21 protein-coding genes are annotated in these 21832 nt (G+C 62.2%); 14 read left to right on the top strand and 7 right to left on the bottom strand.

The window, feature by feature from the left end; translation table 11 throughout:
- Window positions 1-36: 36 nt before the first annotated feature.
- Both P8L30_02980 and P8L30_02975 read left to right on the top strand, forming a co-directional pair.
- A complete protein-coding gene (locus tag P8L30_02980) occupies window positions 37-2664 on the top strand; it encodes a M14 family zinc carboxypeptidase (GenBank protein ID MDG2239140.1) in 2628 nt (875 codons plus the stop codon).
- A gap of 34 nt (window positions 2665-2698) precedes the next feature.
- Window positions 2699-3235, top strand: a complete 537-nt coding sequence (locus tag P8L30_02975) for a hypothetical protein (protein MDG2239139.1) — start codon at window positions 2699-2701, stop codon at window positions 3233-3235.
- A gap of 10 nt (window positions 3236-3245) precedes the next feature.
- Here P8L30_02975 and P8L30_02970 read toward each other — a convergent pair whose 3' ends face one another.
- Window positions 3246-3932 (bottom strand): peptidylprolyl isomerase, encoded by a 687-nt coding sequence (locus P8L30_02970; protein MDG2239138.1) that lies wholly within the window; start codon window positions 3930-3932, stop codon window positions 3246-3248.
- A 136-nt stretch (window positions 3933-4068) separates the two neighbouring features.
- Here P8L30_02970 and P8L30_02965 point away from each other — a divergent pair, with 136 nt between their 5' ends.
- The 3 genes from P8L30_02965 to P8L30_02955 are packed head-to-tail and all read left to right on the top strand — an operon-like array spanning window position 4069 to window position 5718.
- The gene (locus tag P8L30_02965) at window positions 4069-5130 is read left to right on the top strand and encodes a GntG family PLP-dependent aldolase (GenBank protein MDG2239137.1); all 1062 of its coding nucleotides are present in this window, start codon (window positions 4069-4071) and stop codon (window positions 5128-5130) included.
- Window positions 5131-5156: 26 nt separating this feature from the next.
- Window positions 5157-5342, top strand: coding sequence for a hypothetical protein (locus tag P8L30_02960; protein MDG2239136.1), 186 nt, complete (start codon window positions 5157-5159; stop codon window positions 5340-5342).
- A 22-nt stretch (window positions 5343-5364) separates the two neighbouring features.
- Window positions 5365-5718: a hypothetical protein gene (locus tag P8L30_02955; GenBank protein ID MDG2239135.1), complete on the top strand. Its 354-nt coding sequence runs from the start codon at window positions 5365-5367 to the stop codon at window positions 5716-5718.
- On the opposite strand, the gene P8L30_02950 is transcribed toward P8L30_02955, so the two are convergent.
- Window positions 5638-6228 carry a methyltransferase gene (locus P8L30_02950; protein MDG2239134.1) on the bottom strand — a complete coding sequence of 197 codons (591 nt, stop codon included), beginning with the start codon at window positions 6226-6228 and terminating at the stop codon, window positions 5638-5640. The genes P8L30_02955 and P8L30_02950 overlap by 81 nt on opposite strands.
- Before the next feature lie 90 nt (window positions 6229-6318).
- On the opposite strand from P8L30_02950, the gene P8L30_02945 reads away from it, so the two are divergent.
- The 5 genes from P8L30_02945 to P8L30_02925 all read left to right on the top strand — a co-directional run bounded on the left by P8L30_02945 (window position 6319) and on the right by P8L30_02925 (window position 11506).
- Complete coding sequence (locus P8L30_02945; GenBank protein ID MDG2239133.1) at window positions 6319-8328, top strand: S9 family peptidase; 2010 nt, start codon at window positions 6319-6321, stop codon at window positions 8326-8328.
- Between the two features lie 146 nt (window positions 8329-8474).
- Window positions 8475-8714 carry a hypothetical protein gene (locus P8L30_02940; protein ID MDG2239132.1) on the top strand — a complete coding sequence of 80 codons (240 nt, stop codon included), beginning with the start codon at window positions 8475-8477 and terminating at the stop codon, window positions 8712-8714.
- Between the two features lie 13 nt (window positions 8715-8727).
- A complete protein-coding gene (gene msrA / locus P8L30_02935; GenBank protein MDG2239131.1) occupies window positions 8728-9264 on the top strand; it encodes a peptide-methionine (S)-S-oxide reductase MsrA in 537 nt (178 codons plus the stop codon).
- Window positions 9265-9377: 113 nt separating this feature from the next.
- Complete coding sequence (locus P8L30_02930) at window positions 9378-9809, top strand: hypothetical protein (protein MDG2239130.1); 432 nt, start codon at window positions 9378-9380, stop codon at window positions 9807-9809.
- Window positions 9810-9904: 95 nt separating this feature from the next.
- Window positions 9905-11506, top strand: a complete 1602-nt coding sequence (locus tag P8L30_02925) for an amidohydrolase family protein (protein MDG2239129.1) — start codon at window positions 9905-9907, stop codon at window positions 11504-11506.
- Window positions 11507-11524: 18 nt separating this feature from the next.
- Here P8L30_02925 and P8L30_02920 read toward each other — a convergent pair whose 3' ends face one another.
- The 3 genes from P8L30_02920 to P8L30_02910 all read right to left on the bottom strand — a co-directional run bounded on the left by P8L30_02920 (window position 11525) and on the right by P8L30_02910 (window position 14083).
- Entirely contained in the window at window positions 11525-11905 is a 381-nt protein-coding gene (locus P8L30_02920; GenBank protein ID MDG2239128.1) for a hypothetical protein, read from the bottom strand.
- Window positions 11906-12009: 104 nt separating this feature from the next.
- Entirely contained in the window at window positions 12010-13560 is a 1551-nt protein-coding gene (locus P8L30_02915; GenBank protein ID MDG2239127.1) for a hypothetical protein, read from the bottom strand.
- 280 nt (window positions 13561-13840) lie between these two features.
- Complete coding sequence (locus P8L30_02910) at window positions 13841-14083, bottom strand: hypothetical protein (GenBank protein ID MDG2239126.1); 243 nt, start codon at window positions 14081-14083, stop codon at window positions 13841-13843.
- An 83-nt stretch (window positions 14084-14166) separates the two neighbouring features.
- Here P8L30_02910 and P8L30_02905 point away from each other — a divergent pair, with 83 nt between their 5' ends.
- The 4 genes from P8L30_02905 to P8L30_02890 are packed head-to-tail and all read left to right on the top strand — an operon-like array spanning window position 14167 to window position 19035.
- Window positions 14167-15198: an alpha/beta hydrolase-fold protein gene (locus P8L30_02905; protein MDG2239125.1), complete on the top strand. Its 1032-nt coding sequence runs from the start codon at window positions 14167-14169 to the stop codon at window positions 15196-15198.
- Window positions 15199-15210: 12 nt separating this feature from the next.
- A complete protein-coding gene (gene glpK / locus P8L30_02900) occupies window positions 15211-16698 on the top strand; it encodes a glycerol kinase GlpK (GenBank protein ID MDG2239124.1) in 1488 nt (495 codons plus the stop codon).
- Window positions 16699-16708: 10 nt separating this feature from the next.
- The gene (locus P8L30_02895; GenBank protein ID MDG2239123.1) at window positions 16709-18295 is read left to right on the top strand and encodes a glycerol-3-phosphate dehydrogenase/oxidase; all 1587 of its coding nucleotides are present in this window, start codon (window positions 16709-16711) and stop codon (window positions 18293-18295) included.
- Window positions 18292-19035 (top strand): aquaporin family protein, encoded by a 744-nt coding sequence (locus P8L30_02890; GenBank protein ID MDG2239122.1) that lies wholly within the window; start codon window positions 18292-18294, stop codon window positions 19033-19035. The genes P8L30_02895 and P8L30_02890 overlap by 4 nt, the downstream gene beginning before the upstream one ends.
- Before the next feature lie 257 nt (window positions 19036-19292).
- Here the strand turns inward: P8L30_02890 and P8L30_02885 are convergent, their stop codons facing one another.
- Entirely contained in the window at window positions 19293-20297 is a 1005-nt protein-coding gene (locus P8L30_02885) for a glycerophosphodiester phosphodiesterase family protein (GenBank protein MDG2239121.1), read from the bottom strand.
- Window positions 20298-20673: 376 nt separating this feature from the next.
- A complete protein-coding gene (locus P8L30_02880) occupies window positions 20674-21828 on the bottom strand; it encodes a methyltransferase (GenBank protein ID MDG2239120.1) in 1155 nt (384 codons plus the stop codon).
- Between the last annotated feature and the right edge of the window lie 4 nt (window positions 21829-21832).

Genomic DNA, 21832 nt, shown 5'->3' with positions numbered 1-21832 from the left:
AGCCCATTTCGGCCATCTGATGGACCGGGGGACTCAATGAAAATGCACCACTCGATGTCACGCCTCTCAGCCGTACTTCTAGCCTTGGCGATCGTGTTGCCAACGCTCGCTTCGGCCCAGCAGATCCCCTCACCAGAGGCCTTCTTCGGCCACGAGATGGGGGCGGACCGGAAGCTCGCCCGGTGGGACAAGCTGGTCGAATACTACGAGCTGATCGGGAACGCGAGTGACCGCGTAGACGTGCGCACCGTTGGTGAGAGCACCCTGGGCAATCCATTCCTGATGATCTTCGTTTCGACTCCCGAGAATTTGGCGAAGCTGGACGAGATCAAGCGAATGAATGCGATCCTCCAGGATCCGCGTGGGCATTCAATGGCTGAGGTCGACAACGCGGTAGAGAACAGTAAGGTCGTCTTCGTGCAGTCCTATGCTCTGCACTCCACGGAAGTCGCGGCGAGTCAGTCGGCTGCGGAAATCATGTACGACTTCGCTACCCGCACGGACGACGGGATCCAGGAGATTCTTGAAAACACGGTCTCGATCATCGTCCCGGGGATGAACCCCGACGGGAATATCATTGTCACCGATTGGTACAATCAGTGGGTCGGGACGGAATACGAAGGTGCGAACCCACCGGAGCTCTATCACCACTACATCGGCCACGACAACAACCGTGACGCGTTCATGCAGAACACGGTCGAGTCACAGTACGTTGCCGAGTTGATGTTCCAGGAGTGGATTCCCCAAGCGTACATCGATCACCATCAGATGGGCCCCAACACGGCGCGCATTTACCTGCCGCCCTACGCGGAGCCGATCCGTCCAGACGGTGATCCGCTCGTTTGGCGTGAGATGACGTGGTACGGCGCGCATATGGCGCTCAAGCAGGACGAAGCGAATCTGCAAGGAGCCATCGGTGCGGCCATTTATTCCGGTTGGGGCCACTTCGGCTTCCACTGGATCACGCCGTTCCATAACATCGCGGGCATGCTTACCGAGTCGGCCAGTGCGCGTCTCGCGACGCCACTGTATGTGCATCCGGACCAGTTGAGCGGCTCCAGGCAGCTCCCTGAGTACGAAGCACAGACGACGTTCCCCAACCCATGGCCGGGTGGCTGGTGGCATGTGCGGGATATCGTCGTGCGCCAGATCAACGCCACGTTTGCGCCGCTGGAGATCGCAGCGAAGAACCGCGAGACGGTGCTCCGCAATGCGTACCTAAAGGCGAGTCGCCAGACGCAGCGCGGGCTCGAAGGCGACACAAAGGCCTATGTGATCCCCGCGGACCAGCACGATCCGCTCACCATGACCAAGATGGTGAACAAGCTTTTGGGTCAGGGCATCACCGTTGAGCGCGCCCCAGCTGAGTTCCAGCACGAGGGTCGTGTGTACGGCGAGGGCAGTTACGTCGTGTCCATGGCGCAGCCGAAGCGGGGCTTGATCCGTTGGTTGCTCGGGCAGACGTACTACCCTGACAACACCTATACGCGGACAGCAGAAGGGAATCCGATCCGCCCGTACGACATGTCGGCGGATGTGATTGCCGAGTTCATGGGCGTTCGCGTGGATCCGGTCGGATCGGCCATTGAGGCGCGCCTGAGTGTGGTTTCCGGAGAGATCACGCCGCAGGGCGCGGTCTCGGCGGGCTCGGCAGGGTATGTGATCGACGGCCAGCTGAACGATGCGTTCAAGGCCGTGAACATGCTTTTTGAAGCGGGAGCGTCCGTCCGACGGGCGAGTGAGGACGGCAACGGCGTGAAGGCCGGCGACTTCATCGTCGGTCCGGGTACGTCTGAGGCGACAGCCCGTGCAATCGCGAACGAGACGGGTGTCGACTTCATGGCTCTCAACTCCGATGCCTCGGCGGTGAGCCATGTCGTTCAGGAGCAGCGCGTCGGCATGTACCAGCGCTTCTACGGCGGGAACATGGATGAAGGCTGGACACGGCTGATGCTCGAGAACTTCGGCTTCGACTACACGAGCATGTTCGACGACGACATCCTAGAGGGCGACCTGCACGAGAAGTACGACGTCATCATTCTCCCTGCCGACAGTAAGACCATGATGATGGGTCCGACGGCGGGCGGTGGTGGTCGCGGAGCCAATCCGGCCGCAACACCTCCCGAGTATCGGAGTGGCTTCGGTCAGGAAGGCGTAGACGCTTTGGAAGCGTTCGTACAGAATGGGGGCCAGTTGGTCACGTTTGCCCAAGCGGGTGATCTCGTGCTCGACGAGTTCGAGGACGTGCCTGTGACCAATGCGGTTCGCGGAATGTCCGGCAACGAATTCTGGTCGCCCGGCTCAACGCTCAAGGTGAAGGTGGACAACACTGACGCGTACGGCTTTGGGATGCCGGAGGACGCACTCGCGACCTTCCTCGCCGGAAGTCAGGTGTATGAGACGCGTGGTGGCGCTCGCAGCGCCGACGTGAAACGCATTGCGACCTTCGTCGATCGCAACATCCTCCAGAGCGGATGGCTTCTGGGTGAAGAGGAGATCGCCAACAAGGCGGCGGTGATCTCGCTGAAACACGGCCAGGGCAGTGTGCTCATGATCGGGTTCCGCGCTCAGCACAGGGCCCAGACGCACGGGACGTTCAAATTGCTCTTCAACGCACTCGTGACGCGGGCACAGGTGGGTTCGGCGATCGCTGCCGGCGGCTGACGCAGAGGGCGGGTTGAACGTGCTCGGAGAACCCATGGACTCATCCACCCGCCCCGAATCCGAAGCAGTCTTTGATGCCCTCGTGGCGTTCAGGGACGAGCCACCGCCTTCGGATCCCACGTCGGTGGGGTGTGTGGTGGCCATTATCGCGATCATCGTGCTCGTATTCATGCCGGTTTCGGTTCGTTTCACCACGGTGGCTCCGAGCACGATCGGTCTCATTGGATTGGGTGTGGCAGCAGTCGCGGTGATCGGCACACTCATCGGAATTTTCGGGGGCGGCACCGTGCGCAGCGGTAGGGCGGCCGACGTCGAGAAAGCCGTCCAAGTGCTCGTGGACGGCTTTCCAGGTGCTGACCTGGCCACGCTCACCCGTGCCGCAGTGCGGGTCTTGGATCAGTCCACGACCAGCGCCGGCCCGTCGACGCTCCCGACGTTCGACGCCAAGGAGGTTGCCGCCGACCTTGGCGACGTACTTCCGTTTGTTGTGGACGTAGAGCGCATCCTGCTCGAGCGCGACGCGGTGCATCCCTGTTTCACACAGCTCGACCCGCCATCACGGGCTGGATAGGCAGAAGAGCTTAGTTCCCGGTCGTGTTCTCCGTCTCGATCGTTGCTCGGATGATCTGGGTGAGTTCTGGGAATTCGGCGTCGAGATACTCATTCCCGCGCGCTTGAGCCATGGCCGCGTATGGACCGTCGCCCCGGGGAGGTCCTTCGCCGTACCCGGTATAGATGGCGTCTACGGCATCCATGCCCTCAATCACCTCGCCAAACGGTGCGAACCCGCTGCCGTCCAAGTTCGAGTTGTCTCGGAAGTTCACGAAGAGCTCCGTCGTGCGTGTGTGCAGCCCGCCCTTCGCGAAGGTCATGCGTCCCCGGGTGTTCGACTGCCTGACCGGGTCGTCGACGATGTAGGTGTCCTTCCAGGCCTGGTTTACATACGGGTCCCCGTTCAGACCGAACTGGGCCATGAAGTTCTCGATGGACCGGTAGATGCGCACGTCGTCGTAGAACCCGTTTGAGACCAGGTTGTAGAAACGGTCGACTCCCAATGGTGCCCAGTCCCTATGGACTGCAACGACGAACTCTCCCCCGCTGGTCTCGAAGCGGACGTTAAAGTCCGCAGGCGCTGTCTCGATAAGTCGGGCGGGCCTGAGTAGCGGATTCGCCGGTTGTCGGGGCACGTCCTCTCTCTCTCCGCCGCACGCGATAGCAGAGAAGCTCAGGACCACGGTCATTGCGAGGCTTAGGTGTCTACGGATCAACGGGGTCTCCGGTTCTGTGTGTCCCCACGATGTGGGATGCCGAGTGGCCACAGTCAAGCGTCCGCCCTTGCGGCCTTCGTGGGATCGCAGGAAGCTGCACTCCTTACACGACATTTGGCCCGAGTATCTAGTGCTTATGATCGATCTGCGCAGCGACACAGTTACGAAGCCGACGGGTGCCATGCGGGCCACGATGGCAGCAGCCGACGTCGGTGACGATGTGTACGGGGACGACCCCACAGTCAATGAACTTGAAGCCCGTGTGGCAGATGTCTTGGGGAAGGAAGACGCTGTCTTCGTCCCGACGGGCAGCATGTCCAATCAAATCGCGATCAAGGCGCACACACAGCCGGGTGACTTGGTTCTCATCGACCGGCTCGCTCACATCATCCGAGCTGAGGGCGGAGCAGGGGCTGTGGTCAGCGGCGTGACCATGGGCCACCTAACGGGGGTACGAGGGATCTTCACAGTGGATGACGTTGAAGGTGCGATGGAGCCTGGGCATCGGTTCAACCCCACAACGCTCAATACTCCGCCCACGTTGCTTGTCGCCGAGAACACGAACAATGGTGGGGGCGGAGCGGTTTGGCCGCTTGAGCAACTTCAAGGAGTGTGTGCCGCTGCGAAGCGACACGGACTCGCGACTCACCTAGACGGAGCCAGGCTCTGGCATGCCACCGCCGCGACAGGCGTCTCGGAACGGGAGTACGCGGCACCGTTCGACACGGTGAACGTCTGCTTCAGCAAAGGACTCGGGGCTCCCGTGGGATCGGCTTTGGTGGGGACGAAAGAAACCATCGCTCGGGCTAGGAGGTTCAAACAAATGCTGGGTGGTGGCTTCAGGCAGGCGGGGATCATCGCTGCCGGGGCTCTCCATGCACTCGAGCACCACCGCTCGGGGCTCCCGGCAGACGTGGAGCACGCCCGACTGTTGGCGGAGGGCCTGAATGAGATGGAGGGGGTAGGCGTCGAGGTGGCGAGCGTCGAGTCGAACATCATTCGATTCGAGGTGAATGCGATGCCCGCTGGCGAGTTCGCAGATGCCTGCCATGGAGCTGGGCTGCATATGCTCCCGAACGGCGATCACGGCATGAGGGCGATCGCCCACCGCGATGTCGGCCGGGCTGACGTTCTACGGGCGCTCGAAATCATGACGGACGTTTTGGCTGGCCAGGCCTCGGACGGTCCGAAGGACTGACCGGACGGCGCTCTTGTAAGGTCCTCGTGAAATGGACGCTGACGGTCGTGGCGGGAATCGCGGCTCCCGTCCTGGTGTTACTTGTCTTGGCGATGGCCGACGGAATCCTCCAACAGCGGAGCTCGTCGGCGCACTTCGAAGTCCAGGCTCCGTTTGCCGCGACGGACACGACGGATCTCGGCTTGATGCCGACCGAACTCGTCGAGTCCTGAGTGGTGTTTTTACCTAGCGGACGTGGGGAACAACGACAGACGGCGTGACACGGAACAGGGTGTCTACCAGTTGGACCGAGTCATTCCCGTCGAAGGCGTGCGTGGTCGCGCGAAGATGGCGACCCAAGGGGACGTCGAAACGCTGATTCCGTGGGGAGAGGGGTTCGGGCAGGATCTCGGGGAGGCGTTCACACTCCGCGCGGAGAGCATTCGTAAGCTCGTAGACCGAAATGGCATGTTCGTGTGGGTGGACGAAGGGTCTGCCGTTGAGTGGGTCGCCGACGGGTACGGTGGGTTAGGACGCTTTTCGCCCGGGGATGTAGCGCGGCACTCGCAGCGCGTAGTCCCGATATTCCTGCCCGAAGCGCTCGACTAATTCTCGCTCTTCCAGCAGTACGATCGCGTGTAGGCCCGGAATCGTCAGGAACGCCATGATGTAGGCGCCGAGGTAGTTCGCGAACAGCGCGTAGGCGAGTGAGCCGAGAACGATTTCGACGTATCGAGGGTGCCGGATCCGGCTGTACACACCCTCTGAGAGGAGTGCGCCACCTTTGCCGTCGGCTTGGAGTTCAGGCACACCTGCGAGGATCCGCATCGTGAGGTGTTTCTTCCTCGCCAGTGCGAGCGAGGTCGCCGCGAGCCCGGTGCACGCCGCGAGGATCAGAGGGATCATGTGTGTCCCTAGATCGCGGCCTATCAGGAAGTCCCGGACGAAGTAGAGCGCTGCCATGCTGCCAATGATCTGCGCCACGGCCAGTGTGAGCGTGACCGCTGGACCGAGCTTTCGCCAGAACGAGACAAAGGGATGCACGTAGAACCACACCAGGAGTCCTGGTGGCAAGCTGATCACCAACAGGACGGCGAAGAAGTAGCGCCACTTTTCCATCGTGTCCTTCCTTGTTTCGGCGGGGCCCGGAGCGGAGGTTTAGGTCTGGCCTCGAGCACAGTAGGTGCCCGGTACAATTTAGGAGACATCATGCGGAAGCTCGCCACCCTTTTCTTTTTGGTCTTGGTCGCGTCGCCTGTTCACGGACAGGAGCGAAGGCCCATGACCACGGACGACGGCCTCAACATGGTCCGGGTGGGGGGAGCGACGATTTCTCCCGACGGAAGTTGGGTCCTCTTCTCGAAGTCGGAATTGGATTGGGGCGAGAACGAACGAAAGACGACCTGGTGGAAGGTCCCAGCCGAGGGTGGGGAGCCCTTCCGGTTCATTGGCGAGGAGGGTGGCTCGAGTTTCCAGTTCTCCCCTGATGGCACCTATGTCTCTTTTACCCGGACGGCGAATGAGAAGTCGCAGCTCTTCCTTCTGCGCACCGACGGTGGCGAGGCCACGCAACTCAGCGAGCATAAGACCGCCATTGGCTCGTACCGGTGGTCGCTGGACGGTAGCAAGATCTTCTTCGTCGCAGCCGAGCCCCGTCCAGAGGACGAGGAGAAGGCTCGCAAGGACGGCGATGACGCCATCTTCGTCGACGAGGGTCCGAACGGCCAACGGGATGGAACATGGACGAACCTCTGGTCGCTCGATGTCGGGTCCAAGGAAGAGACGCGCCTTACGGAGGAAGACCATCGGATTGCTTCGTTCTCCGTGTCACCCAACGGCGACCAGGTTGTCTTTACGGCGCGCACTGAGAATCGCCGTAACCAACAAAATCAGGCGGAAATCCACCTTCTTGACGTGACATCGGGTGAGACACGCCAGATGACGGACAATGAGGCTCCGGAAGGCCGACTGACCTGGGCCCCGGATGGGCGACGCTTCGTCTATGAGGCGCCGAGCGACGACCAGTGGGAACTCCGGCTCGACAAGCTCTGGATCATGGATGCGGAGTCAGGTGACCGTCGGATGATCTCTGAGGCGTTCGACGGTAACATCGGCTCGTTCTCCTGGACCCCAGACGGGTCCGCGATCCTCTTCAGTGGACTACAGGGGACCGACAACAACCTTTTTCGTCTCAACGTCGGGAACGGGAGCGTCGATCAGGTGACCCAAGCTGCGGGCTCTCTGAGCCCTTCATCCTTCTCCCGCGACCATTCACGCATGGCCTACGTGTTTCAGGATTTCGACACGCCTGCAGATGTTTGGGTCGCCAAGACGGATGGATCAGAAGGGCGGAGGCTGACCGAGGTGAATCCGCGGATCACCCAAGAGTTGGTGCTCGGTGAAGGGAAGGTCATCCAGTGGAACAGCGCGGACGGTACCGAGATCGAGGGCTTGTTGATGCTCCCGCCGGGACACGACGGGAGTTCACTACCCCTGCTGCTCCACATTCATGGTGGGCCGGCCGGCGTGTTCCGGAATTCCTTCGATACCAGAAATCATGTGTGGGCGGGACTCGGCTACGCGCAGCTTTTCCCAAACGTCCGTGGCAGCTCCGGATACACGGATGAGTTGCTTCAGGGAAACATGAATGACATTGGCGGGGGAGATTATCAGGACCTCATGACGGGAGTGGATGCGGTAGTCGACATGGGCCTGGCGGACCCGGACCAGTTGGGCCTCAGGGGTTGGAGTTACGGAGGCATCTTGGGCGGATGGACCGTTACGCAGACGGATCGTTTCAAGGGCGCGTCCGTGGGGGCGATGGTCTCTGACTGGACGTCCGAGTACGGACCGGGTTTCAATCATGATGTGCGGCTGTGGTACATCGGCGGGACACCTTGGGAGAACCCTGAAGAGTGGCGGCAGCGTTCCGCGCTGACTCATGTGGCCAATGTGACGACGCCGACGCTCATTTTGCATGGAATGAACGACACCACGGACACGGAAGCCCAGAGCATGATGTTCTTTCAGGCCCTTAAGGATCTTGGGCGTGATACTCGGTATATCCGCTTTCCGAGGGAGCCCCACGGGTTCCGTGAGCCCCGTCACCAGCGTACGCGGGACGTAGAGGAGATTCGCTGGATTCAGAAGTATGTGCGAGGTATCGAATGGACACCGTGGGATCGACCGACAGAGACGGAGAAGAAGGTCATCTCATAAGACGTATCTTTGGCCGACTTACTCGGACGAGTGATCACGGAGTACGAGAAGGCCCACCCTTCCGTGGGTTCTGCGGCGGTCTGTGAGGCCTCGCAAATGGCAGTGCGGACTTACGCGCCGACCGGGGGGCGCTCGACGCCAATGTGATGTCCATCGTGGCCGTGACCGCGGTGTTGATCGTCGGTGTCGTCGTCTATTTCCTTTCGCGCGGGGCCTCTGGCCTCGATCTCGGCGGGCCTTTTCCTCTCATCGCGATCATCGCGTTCGTGGCTTTGCTGCTGCGGCTTATGGCCTTTTCCCTCCGGGGCGACCCCTGGGTCGCCGTTACGGGAACGATGGCGCCCCCTGAGGGGTTGGCTCATAGCCAGTCGATAGCGGGTCCCTAGGCACGGAGGTCAAATGGAGAGGGCGGTTCTTGGTGGTGGGTGCTTTTGGTGCCTAGAGGCAGTCTTCGACATGACGCTGGGGGTGCATGCCGTTCGATCTGCATACACGGGTGGCTCCGTTGCAAATCCGACCTACCGGCACGTGTGCGAGGGGACGACCGGTCACGCAGAGGTCGTGGTTGTGGACTTCGATTCGGATGTGATCAGCTACGCCGACCTGCTCGAGATCTTTTTCGGCATGCATGATCCCACCACGCTTAACCGTCAGGGCAACGATGTAGGCACTCAGTACCGGTCAGCGGTCTTCTATGGGTCAGAAGCGCAACGCGAAACGGCCGAGGCCGTCATTGCCGAAGTCGAACGAGACGGCCCGTGGGAGGCCCAGATCGTGACCGAGGTGTCGCCGTTGGATTCCCTCTATATGGCGGAGGCCGACCACAAGGAGTACTTCGTGAAGAACCAAAGTCAGCCGTATTGCCGTGTGGTGATTGCTCCCAAAGTCGCTAAATTTAGGACGAAGTTTGCGCATCGACTTCAACCGAACCGGTAGGCTATGTGCGCGTGCATTATTGGAACATTGAAAGAAAGAATTTCCGGAAATCGCACGGTATAAGTCTGTCCAACCAACCCCAATTTCAGAATCCGACGTAGGGAGAGACGACGATGGCGAAGCCCGACGGGCCGCTCGTTCTAAAGTGGAGGGAACTCGCTGAGGAAGGCTACCTGTATGCCGAAATCTCGAGAATGCATCCCCCGTTTTCAGTAGATCAGGTACGCCACTACTGCCTCGGACACACCGGTCGGAAGGTCGGTGGGCCGATTCAGAAGGTTGACCGCTGGTACGGCTCCAATGTTTGGCTACGAGGTCCGAACTCGCCGCATGCAGAGCTGACGGAGAAGCAGGCGACTAAGGTTCTCGACGATTGGGACGAGAAGGCGGACCGGTGGAAGAAGTCTGGTGCGGACTGGGCGCGGAAGCTCAATGTCTCTGCGAGCACGATCTACATGCTCCGCCGCGGCGAGACCTGGAAGTACCTTGAGCATCCGAACCAAGGCCGGAAGCCCAAGAAGAGCCGGAAGAAGGGCAAGAAGTAAAGCCCCCGATCCGACGGTGAAGTCCCGGTCCGCTCATGGCGGGTCGGGGCTTTTGCGTTGTATGTTCGACCGCCACTTCGACATAGGGAGCTCTGATGAAAAAGCCCGCGATCGCCTTTGTCGGCGCTCTACTTCTCGCCGCCACCGGGTGTGCAAGCGCCGAAGATACGGCAGATGTGCTTTTCCTGGGCGGGCACGTGCTCGACGGCACGGGCGGTGACGCTCAATCGTCTGATGTGGCCGTGACCGGAGACCGGATCAGCTTCGTGGGGGACGCATCGACGGCGGGCGTGCAGGCCAGAGATACCGTGCTTGCCGCCGGCCTGGTGATCACTCCTGGCTTCATCGATATGCATTCCCATGCAGAGTTGGGGACAGACCATGGTCGCGACGCGAAGGCTTTCCTGTACCAGGGCATAACTTCGGTGGCGTTGGGACTCGATGGGGGTGGAAGTAGCGAAGTGGCAGCGACGCTCGCGGATTGGACCGCGAACGGAATCGGCGTCAATGGAATGTTGTGGGTTGGACACAACTCGGCGCGTCGTGAGGTCATGGGGATGGAAGACCGCGCTCCGTCCGCCGAAGAGCTCGATGCCATGCGCACCTTCGTTCGCAAAGGCATGGACGAGGGGGCCTACGGCCTCTCTTCTGGGCTCTTCTATCTCCCAGGGAACTACTCGGAGACCGAAGAAGTCATCGAACTGAACAAGGTGGCCGCCGAATACCCGGGCGCGATCTACGATACGCATGACCGGGACCTTGGCGCGGCGTATCCGTCGTTCGGATATCTGCGCTCCATCGAAGAGGGCATACGAATTGGAGAGGAGGCGGGCACGAAGGTCATTTTCAGCCACTTCAACGCTCAGGGTGCCGCGAACTACGGGAGGGCTCCGGAAGGCGCGGCCTTGATCGAGGCCGCGCGCGCCCGGGGAATCGAAGTGGCCGGAGCGCACCATTCCTACACGGCTACCCAGTCGAACCTCCGTTCCTATACGGTGCCGAGCTGGGTTGTGGCCGGCGGTGATACCGCGATGGTCCGCCGTTTCGACGATCCTGATACGCTCCCCATCGTGGACCGACAGACACGTGAAATGCTGGCCATTCGCGGTGGGGCAGATCACATCTTGTTCGCGGACCAGCGCCCTGAACTGAACGGGAAGACGCTACAGGATCTCGCAGATGAGTGGAGCCTCACGGCACCAGAGGCGTCGCGCCGCATTCTCCGGGAGGGCAACGCGGCGGTGATGAACCTGGGACTCTACGACCACGAGAACACGCGTTATCTCGCTCAACTCGATTGGATGATGACGTGCACGGACGGACGTGACCCTGGGCCGACGCGCCCGGTCACGCATCCACGCGCGTTCGGTTCCTTCACCAAGAAGATCAAAGACTTGGTCATCGATGAGGAGCTGATCACGCTGGCGCACACGGTCCGGTCCATGACAGGGCTTGCCGCGGACTTCTTGGGTTGGTCCGAGCGTGGTTATCTGCGCGAGGGGTACCTGGCCGACATCACCGTCGTCGACATGACTTCGGTAGAGGACATGGCCACCTACGAGAACCCCCATCAGTACTCGAGGGGCACCGTTCACGTGATGGTGAACGGGACGTTCGCACTTCGAGATGGTGAAGCGACCGACGAAATGCCGGGGCGGGCGTTGGTGCGGGGCGGGGCCGCGCTCGGACAGAACTAACCCGGGGGACGTCGAGAACTAGTCGGAGGACTCGGTGTCCGCTTCCGTACCATCTTCAGCGTCTTGGAAGTCCTCGCTCTCTTCGAACTCTTTCGGCTCGAGGCGACTCGGCGCCGGCGCGAGTGGGAGCGCGCCGCCCAGCAACTGCTCCGCAAAGTCCAGACGTGAGTCGACATTACGCATCTGCTTGCCCAGGTGGGCGACTTCAGTGCGTAGCATACGATACTCCGGACCCTGAAGCGGGTTCGGCGCATCGCCGTCAACTTTCTTGAGAATCCACTGGGCCAAAAGCATCCCAGAAGATCCGATTGCCCCTCCAGCGACGAACGCTGAAGCGACGGTGACCCAAAACTCCGGGCCCATGGTAGCCGTCCTTAGTGAGTGGGCGCGCTTTCCCACCTGTGTCTCATCTGATGAGCGTGGGAAACCGGAAGTTTCGCGACACCGGGCTGAAAAGCCAGAGATTTGGAACGCTGGGTGTATCCGCGCCATGTCGCGGTGACCTAATTGCGTCCGCCATCGAAGCCCATGCGTTGCCTGAATGCGGCGTCCGCGAATCTCACCTGCAAAGAGAGACGCTGGGAGGCGCTCTGAGCTGTTGCCTCATCACCGGCCTGGAGGGAAGCCGCCGCGAGTCCTATGAGCGACGCCATGCGCTCCGGCGCAAAGTCGAGCGCCTTCCGGAAAGCGTCCGCGGCCGCCCGGGGCTGCCCTGCCTGGAGGAGCACCGCACCCAGTGCTTCGTGTGGGGGCATGACGCTCGCAGGGGGACCGAACTCGAAGGGAAGCGTTTCCTCGAGGTCCGCAGCTTGAGTCAGGAACCCAATCGCGCTCTCGATGTCTCCGCCGTCCTGCGCGAGCAGCGCAGCCAGTTCCATATGGGCGATCCGCAGCCTCGGTTGAGTGTTCAGCGGCCCGGCGGCGAGCCTCGTGAGGGCGGCTTGGGCGCCGTCGCGGTCGCCATTTTTTATCGCAGCGACTCCGGAGATGAACGTGTACACCGGATGAGCCTCTAGGTCAGCGCTCAACCGAGCTGCTGCGTCCCAATCCCCGAGATCTAGGACATGGCGCGCGCGCATATTGACGAAGTAGTTCGCTTCTGAGGCGGTGCCGGTCCCGGATGCGACACGTTCGTGGCATTCGGCCATGCCGCGCTCAGCCGCTTCGACTTCTCCGCGTTGCAGCCAGCCGTAGTGGAGCCACGACGTATAGTGCCCACACACGTTCGGTGTGCGGCCGAGTTCGGCTTCGCGTCCGTTTTGCACGTCGCGCGCCCGAATGTTCGCCGCGACCAGATCGTCCCACAGTCCCATGGCTACGAAGATGTGCGACGTCATGTGTTGAGCATGACCGGCATCTGGGGCGATCTCGGAGTAGGCCCGTGCCGCCGCGAGACCTAGCGGAGCATGCACCGGATCATCGAAGGAGTGGATGATGTAATGGACGGCCCCAGGGTGTTGTGGGTTCGCCCGGGAGACCGGCAGGGCCTGTGCGGCGGCGCGCACGTACGTCGCGAAGTCGCGCTCGCCGTCGGTACTCCCCAGGATGGCGAGCGAGTAGAAGACTCGGGCTTCGAGGTCTTCTGGATGAGCGTCTGCCAAGCGGCCCATCGCGTTCATATAGGCCCGATCTCTCGTCCCTTTGTCGCCGTCTCCGTACAGCACATCGATCGCGGCGAGGTATTGAGCCTCTCGAGGGGACGGCGCTTTCGCCTGACGGGCAGCCGGACTCGGCGCGTATCGGTCGAGCGTGGCCATCGCGGCCGCTCGGTCCTGCTGCTGCCACAACGGATGGTTGTAGGTCATCGCTTCACCCCAGTACGCCAATGCGAAATCCGGATCAGCGTTCTGGGCGGCTCGAAATTCGATGGCTGCGTCCTCGAACTCGAAGGAGTGCAAGAGAAGCGTCGCCTGGAGGAACGACTTTTGAGCGGCCTCCGTCCCCGAATTGTCGAATTCGATCCAGCCAAGGCGTCGCTCTTGGGCGTCGACCGGCTGGAAGGAAAGGACGAGTACCGCGGCGAGCGCTGAGGGCAGGAGGGTCCGGCTCTTCATGTTCAGTACTCCGGGAATCAGTTGCTTCAGGTGAGTCACAGCGTTCAGCCCGTCCGGTTCCGGCGCAAGGGGGATCCGGAGCGATGACTAGCTTGGCTACGTTCTCCTCGTTCTTCGATGTGCTTCCCGCGGCCCTGCCATCCCCTGCTGAGAAAGTGCTCAAGCTTCCGCTCGATGGGCTTCGTGAGCGTGATCATCGTGAGAGGGTTGTTCTTGTTGCGGCTGCCGTTCGTCGAAGAGGCTCGTCTACAGCTGGAATTGGGAAGACAACGCAGTCCACTCAGGGGGCGAAGCGCAGGTGGCCATCGAGTTCGAGGACCGGGGCGAGGAGACCGAGATAACCCTGACGCACGAGGGATTCGGTGCCGACGGGCTCCGCGACAGCCATTCGGACGGTTGGACCAGCATTTTCGACCGAATGGCGGCTGCTTTCTAGGAGTCCCTCCGCCCCTTCACCATCCCCGTTCCGGCACGCGAAACCAGGGCCGGAGCCGTCCCTCTTGGTGCGCTTGCGCACCCCCATACCTGCGTCTATGGTGCACGCGTGATCCTCGGCAGCCTGTGGGGACGGCGTCGAGTGGTGTGATTTCGAGGGAGGACGGGATGGTGAAGTGCGGGTGGCCGCTGATCGCGGCAGGAATGCTCCTCCTCCCGGGTACGGGGGCGGCGCAGGCGTCGTCCAGCGGAGCGCTGGCCGCTCCGAATCAGTCCTGCATGCCGGTCACGCAGGCAAATGCCGACGCGAGCGCGGGGACTGCGAATGTCCAGCACGACGGGACCGCACTCCCGGGAATTGCATTTCCCGACATCTCACAGGGGTTCCGCGGGATCCCTCGATCGGCGCAACCGCCCCTCACTGCTTCGCAGCACCGCATCCTCGAGTGCACCTACTTCCTCGATGAAGCGAACGCGGAGATGCCATACACCCTCTTCATCCCGTCGACGTACGATCCGAGTACACCCACACCCCTTGTGGTCGACCTTCACGGCCTGAACATCACGCCGTTGATGCAAATTCTGTTCGATGGCACGACGGATCTCGCCGAGCGCCATGGGTTCATCGTCGTGGCTCCGATGGGTTACAGTGTCTCCGGTGGATGGGGGGCTAGGGCAGGAAATCCGGTCGAGACCGCTCGCGTGAAGCCGGGAAGCGAAGTCAAGTATAGGTCCGGGGAACTGTCCGAGATCGACGCCATGACCGTCCTCGCGGTCATCCGGGACAATTTTTCGATCGACGATGATCGCATCTATCTGATGGGCCACTCAATGGGCGGCGGTGGGACATACCACCTCGGTGGCAAGTACAGCAATATATGGGCTGGTCTCGTTCCTCTGGCCGGTGCCGGCGGCATCCGGGATGCGGAGAGTGCTGAGCGATTCAGGGGGCTCCCCATGTTGATCATGCACGGGGAGTTCGACTCGATCGTCTCGGCGGCTGGGTCGCGTCGCAGTGTGATGTGGCTCCAATCCGTCGGGGCTCAGCACCTCTACATTGAGGTGCCCGGGGTTGACCACGAGTTCTGGATCCGGCGGGGGGCGGAGAACATGGAGAAGGTGTTTCTGTTCTTCGATACGGTATCAAAGCGGACCAATATCGGGTTCGTCACTGAGAACATGATTCGATCCGGCGGACATTGAGGCCGTCGCTCCATGAAATACATACTCGCACTCGATCAGGGCACGACCAGTTCGCGCGCCATCGTCTTCGACCACGATGGGGGCATCGTCGCGGTCGCCCAGAAGGAGTTCGAACAGATTTTCCCGCGACCGGGGTGGGTTGAGCACGATCCGGATGAGATCTGGTCTTCTCAGATCGGGGTCGCTTCCGAGGCCATTTCCCGTGCGGGGCTGACTCCCCGGGAACTCGCCGCAATCGGCATCGCGAACCAACGCGAGACCACAGTGGTCTGGGAGCGGGCGTCGGGGCGACCGATCCACAACGCCATCGTCTGGCAGGACCGGCGCACGGCGGGCTTCTGTGACCAACTCCGGGAGGAGGGGCATGAGTCGACCTTCCGAGAGAAGACGGGACTGGTTCTGGATTCGTACTTCTCGGGGACGAAGGTCAACTGGATCCTCGAGAACGTGGACGGCGCACGGGTCAGAGCGGAAGCCGGGGAGCTGTGCTTCGGCACGATCGACAGCTGGCTCGTCTGGAAGTTGACCGACGGCGGCCTGCACATCACCGACGCGACAAACGCCAGCCGCACCCTGATGTACGATATCCACTCGGGGGACTGGGACGACGAGCTGCTCGGCCTCCTAGATGTCCCGCGCAGCATGCTGCCGGAGGTACGGTCATCCAGCGAGGTCTATGGGGAGACGTCGGTCGAGCTGTTCTCGCACCCCATTCCCATCTCCGGGATTGCCGGAGACCAGCAGGCGGCGCTCTTCGGCCAGCAGTGCACGGAGCCGGGCATGGTCAAGAATACCTACGGGACTGGGTGTTTCATGCTGCTGAATACCGGCACCGAGGCCGTGCCTTCGAAGAACAACCTCCTGACGACCGTCGCGTGGCGCATCGACGGGAAGACCGAGTATGCACTCGAAGGCAGCGTCTTTGTCGCGGGGGCGGTGGTCCAATGGCTCAGGGATGGGCTGCACCTAATCCGGAATGCACCTGAAGTCGAAGCTCTTTCACACACTGTGGACGACAATGGCGGCGTCTACATGGTTCCGGCATTCGCGGGGCTGGGCGCTCCCCACTGGGACCCGTATGCACGGGGGATGATCGTGGGTATCACTCGAGGAACGACGGCCGGGCACTTCGCTCGGGCGGCTCTCGAGAGCATCGCCTATCAGGTCGCGGATGTCCTCGAGGCCATGGAAGCCGATTCCGGCATCGAAATTAAGGAGCTTCGAGTGGATGGGGGGGCCGCACAGAACGACTTCCTGCTGCAGTTCCAGTCCGACGTCTTGCAGGCGCTGACCGTGCGGCCGGAGATCCTCGAGACTACTGCGCTCGGCGCGGCATACCTGGCCGGACTGGCCGTAGGGTTCTGGACCGATCAAGCGGAGGTGGCCCAACAGTGGAAAGCGAACCGGAGGTTTGCTCCGGAGATGGCTTCCGAGGCCGTCGATGTGCTGAGGTCGGATTGGCGCCGCGCTCTCGAGCGGTCGAAGGGATGGGAGAGTTGAGAGCGCACGGATGACGATCCGCCGAGAGGCGATGCTGCAGGCTCTGGAGGACCAGATCGGTCCCTGGGACTTCGTCATCATCGGAGGGGGCGCCACCGGGCTCGGATGTGCCGTCGATGCCTCGTCCCGGGGATACCGGACTCTGCTTCTGGAACAGCACGACTTCGCAAAGGGCACGTCGAGCCGTTCCACGAAGCTCGTGCACGGAGGAGTCCGTTACCTGCGCCAGGGGAACGTCGCCCTCGTCCTGGAGGCGCTGAAGGAGCGGGGCATACTTCTTCGGAACGCGCCCCACCTGGTGCATGACCTCCCGTTCGTGGTTCCCAACTACACCTGGTGGGAGGGTCCGTACTACGGCATCGGGCTGAAGATGTACGATCTCCTCGCGGGGCGGTCGGGGTTCGGGCGGTCCAGACATCTCTCAGTCGAAGAGACCCTCGAGCGGATCCCCACGATCGAGCCGGAAGGCCTGGATGGAGGGGTGATCTATTACGACGGCCAGTTCGATGATGCGCGTTTGGCGGTGAACTTGGCCCAGACTGCGGCCGAACAGGATGGGGTGCTGCTGAACTACCTGTGCGTCACGGACCTCGTTCGGGAAGATGGTGAGGTCCGGGGTGTGCGGGCAGAGGACCAGGAGACGGGGCGGAGCTACGAGATCCGGGCGAAGGCTGTGATCAATGCGACCGGGGTGTTCACCGACCAGATTCGGCGGATGGACGATCCCTCGGTGAGGCCGATGGTCACCCCCAGTCAGGGGGTCCACCTGGTCCTGGACCGATCGTTCCTCCCGGGGGATTCCGCCATCATGGTCCCGAAAACGGACGACGGGCGCGTGCTCTTCGCGGTCCCCTGGCATGACCGAGTCATCGTGGGCACCACGGATACACCCGTCCATGATGCCGAGCTCGAGCCTCGACCCCTCAAAGAGGAGGTTCGGTTCCTGCTTGAGCACACGGCGCGATACCTGACGCGCGATCCGAAGGCCGAGGACGTACTCAGTGTCTTCGCGGGCCTTCGGTCCCTCGTGCGTGCCGGCGATGATGGTGACACCGCTTCCATCTCCCGTGACCATGCGCTCCATATCGCTCCTTCCGGGCTCGTCACGATCACGGGTGGAAAGTGGACGACCTATCGGAAGATGGCGGAGGACACGATCGATCAGGCTGCTACGATTGCAGATCTTGAAGACCGCGATTGTGTGACCGCGACGCTCCCCATCCATGGACACTACCGAAACGCCGAGTCCTTCGGTGTTCTGGCGGAGTATGGGTCCGACGCACCCGACCTCCAGGCCTTGATCCGGGAGGACGCGCGGTATTCGGTGCCCCTCCACCCCGATCATTCCGTCGTCGCCGGTCAGGTGGTGTGGGCGGTCCGGCACGAAGCGGCGCGTACGGTCGAGGACGTACTGTCGCGCAGGACGCGAATGCTCCTCCTCGATGCGCGCGCGAGCATCGAGATGGCAGCGGGTGTGGCGGCGCTCCTGGCGGAGGAGCTCGCCCGGGACGAGATCTGGATCGAGGCGCAGGTAGAGGCATACACCGAGTTGGCGTTAGGCTATCTCATCACTACTTCTCCGGGAGAAGATTCATGACACCGTTCTTGGCTGAGTTCGTGGGCACGGCACTCCTGATTCTTCTGGGCGACGGCGTGGTTGCCAATGTCCTTCTCAAGGGCACGAAGGGGTCGGATTCCGGGTGGCTTGTGATCACGTGGGGCTGGGGGATGGCTGTGTTCGTAGCGGTCTTTTGTGTCGCCGCATTCAGTGGTGCCCACATCAACCCAGCCGTCACTGTAGGACTCGCCGTCGCGGGCAGCTTTCCGTGGGCCTCCGTCCCCAGCTACTTCGCGGCCCAGTTCCTCGGCGGCGCGTTCGGAGCATTCCTAGTGTGGGCTCACTACCATCCACACTTCGCGGCGACGGACGATCTGGATGCGAAGCTGGCCGTGTTCTGCACTGGTCCGGCGATCCGGAAGACCCGAGCCAACTTTATCTCCGAGGTCATCGGCACCTTCGTCCTGGTCTTCGGGGTGCTCTACATGGTTGCGCCGGATCTGGTCGGGTCGACTGGGACCGCTGGGGCGCTTGGTGCGGTCGACGCTCTCCCCGTGGGATTGCTGGTGCTGGCGATCGGCCTGGCGCTGGGAGGAACGACGGGGTACGCCATCAACCCGGCGAGGGACCTGAGCCCGAGACTGATGCACGCGATCCTACCCATGCCGGGTGGGAAGCGGGATAGCGACTGGGGCTATGCCTGGATCCCGGTGCTGGGGCCGATCGTCGGCGGAGTTGTCGCCGCTCTGGCGTACTCTGCCCTCGGTGGGGCCGGATGATCCGGGTAGGGAGGTTGCCTAGAGCAGGGTGTGGCAGGCGATCAGGATCGGCGGTCATCGTCCGGACGAACCCTGACTCCACGTGCCGGGCGTAGGCGCTCTTCCGATCGAACCTGCTGCCCGCTTGGAACAGGCAGGCGATCGTGAGGGCAATCAGGAGGGGCGTCACGAGCGGCGCCCTGATCATGCGAGGGATGCCCTGTAGCTAGTGTGGCGTACCCGTCGTGGCCCTTCAGTGATGGGCCACCGGCCGCAGCTTATCTCGGAAAGAGGTCCGGGTTGTTCGTGATCAGTCCGTCCACCCCCAGATCGACCAGGAATCGGGCCATCTCCTCCCGGAGTGAGTCGAACTGATCGGTCCTGGAAGCGCCGAATGTCCAGGGGATCACGGTCAGACCCGCATCGTGCGCCCGCGCCACCACCTCGGGTCGGTCCACGAGGAGGCTCTTCGTCGGCGCGATTCCGGTGGCGAAGGCTCTCACCCGAATCAGCCCCTCGGCTGACAGCCAGTCCTCGGCATCGGGCCCGGAGATCAGGTAGGTCAGCGGCAGCTCTGTGCCGAGCTCGTCTCGCAGGATCCGGAGACTCGCCGCACTGAACGACTGGATCACTATAGGGGTGTCCGGGTCCGCTCCTGGACGATCCAGGCCGTGCTGGCTCAGCTCAAGCAACACCAACCGCTCCATGTCGAACCCCCGATCGCCATAGACCTCCGGGGCCTTCGTCTCCGCGAAGATCCCCGCCCGTCCCCGCACGACGTCGATTACTTCCGAGAACAGGGGCACCCGAGCCCCGGCGAACTCCTCTCCAAACCAGGCCCCCGCGTCGAGCCGCAGGATTTCCTCGAGATCGAAATCGTTTGCGTACCACCTGTGTACCGACTCACCCCGAACCGTGTCCACCCGGAAGCGGTCCGGGAAGACGAGCTCGACGTCGGTGGTCCGGTTCAGCGTCAGGTCATGCAAGGCAATGAGCACGCCATCGCGAGTAATCTGAAGATCCGGCTCGACGTAATCCGCACCCTGATCGATGGCCAGCTCATAGGCGGCGAGCGTGTGCTCTGGTGCGTAAGCGGACGCGCCCCGGTGAGCTACAAGCAGCGCCGAGACCTCTTCGGCTGCCTCCTCCTGTGGGGCTCCACCCGAGTTGCTACCGCCATCCGAACAGCCGGCTCCGACGACGAGGACTCCGACCACAAGGGCCGTCATTACGGGGGACACCGCGCGCAGCCTCCCTCGAAGCTCTATGAATTGTCTGGACATGCGATGCTCTCGATCGGCGCCGCTCTCGCAGAGCGGTGGCGGCCTGATGACAAACAGTGAAGATCCGAGTCAGAAGAATAGCCGTTCGCGCCGCGGTCGCAGTGAGCGGCCCCGGTATCGCACACAGACTTCGCTTGCTCCGTCGCCCCGAGCCCCGGCGTGCGTGTCCATCTGAGCCGGCAGATCACGGAATGGCGTAACAAGCGCCTGGTTGCATTTAGATACAGATCTCGTGACTCAAGTAGAGATCGGGCGCGCGGGCGGGCGATCGTTTTGTCCTCGTGCGGGGTGCGGAGTCCTGGACGTTCGAGAACGGTGATTCTGTCCGGCTCTTTCCTCCCTTGGATCGGGTGATCCCGGACGAGCCTTCAGGTGCTTAAGCGCTAACCACCGCACGGATTACGAGGAACTTCGACGTGCTCGCCATGACCTGACTGTTTCCGAACGCGCGTTTCAGCTTGTCGAAGTACTCCAGGTGGCGGTTCCCGACGACCCAGAGTTCACCACCCGGTGCGAGCACTCGCTTCGCCCCGGTGAACATCTTCCACGCGACATCGTCTCCTTGCACTCGACCCTGATGGAAGGGCGGGTTGCACACGATGAGGTCGGCGGAGTCACCAGGGAGCCCGTCCAGACAGTCACCGACGCGGAATGTGGGCTTGGAGTACGACCCGGCTTCCCGGCCCTGGAAGGCGCGCCGGAACGTGTCCTCAGCAGAACGCATCGCGAGGTGGGATTCGTCGACGAAGGTGACCTCGGCGGTCGAGTCTGCGAGGGCCACCGCCACGCCGAGCACGCCATTTCCGCACCCTAGGTCGATCACGCTTGGACCATCCGCGGTAGCGGGAAGGTTCTCCAGAAGGAGGCGTGTGCCGTTGTCGAGTCGTTTCGCCGAGAAGACGCCTGCGTGGTTGACCAACTCGATCTTCGGACGGTCGAGCGGGACAACGGTTGGCTCCAGAGCCGGTGGGGACAGCGCCGGATCGAGCTCTGTGAAGATCAATCGGGCCTTCTTCTTGGCTAGCGATGTGCGGGTCGGCCCGAGGGTCTGCTCGAACAGCTCCAGAGTTGACGAGTGGATGTCGCGGGTCATGCCCGCAGCCACGATAACCGTGGTGGGCTGCAGCGAGTCTCGTAGCTGAACGAGCTGAGCTTCGAGGAGCGCGAGCGTCTTCGGGATCTTGATGAGGACCGCGTCCGCCCCGCCCATGTGGACGTCCTGGATCGGGTCGATTGCATTGCGGTCCAGATTCTGGCGTGTTGCGATCCACGCCACGTGCGAGTCCGATACGAATCGCACTTGGGCGGCTTCTTGCGTTTTGGTCGCGGCGGAGACCGCCGCTGAGATGGCGCCAAAGGCGTCGTTGACGATCAACACCTTTGCGATCGGCCGCTCGCGCATGACCTCATCCAGGTGGGACAAGAGAAGCTCGTCGGCGGCATCCCAAGCGCGCAGGTTCGGGTCTCGCGTGGGTGGGTATCGGATCAAATCGAAGTCCCCTTGGGGGACGCTGAACTGTGTCTCAGCCATGATG

It is taken from the genome of Longimicrobiales bacterium (genome assembly GCA_029245345.1).
Lineage (GTDB): Bacteria > Gemmatimonadota > Gemmatimonadetes > Longimicrobiales > Gaopeijiaceae > CALFPJ01.
This window is presented reverse-complemented; position numbering and strand designations above follow the sequence as displayed.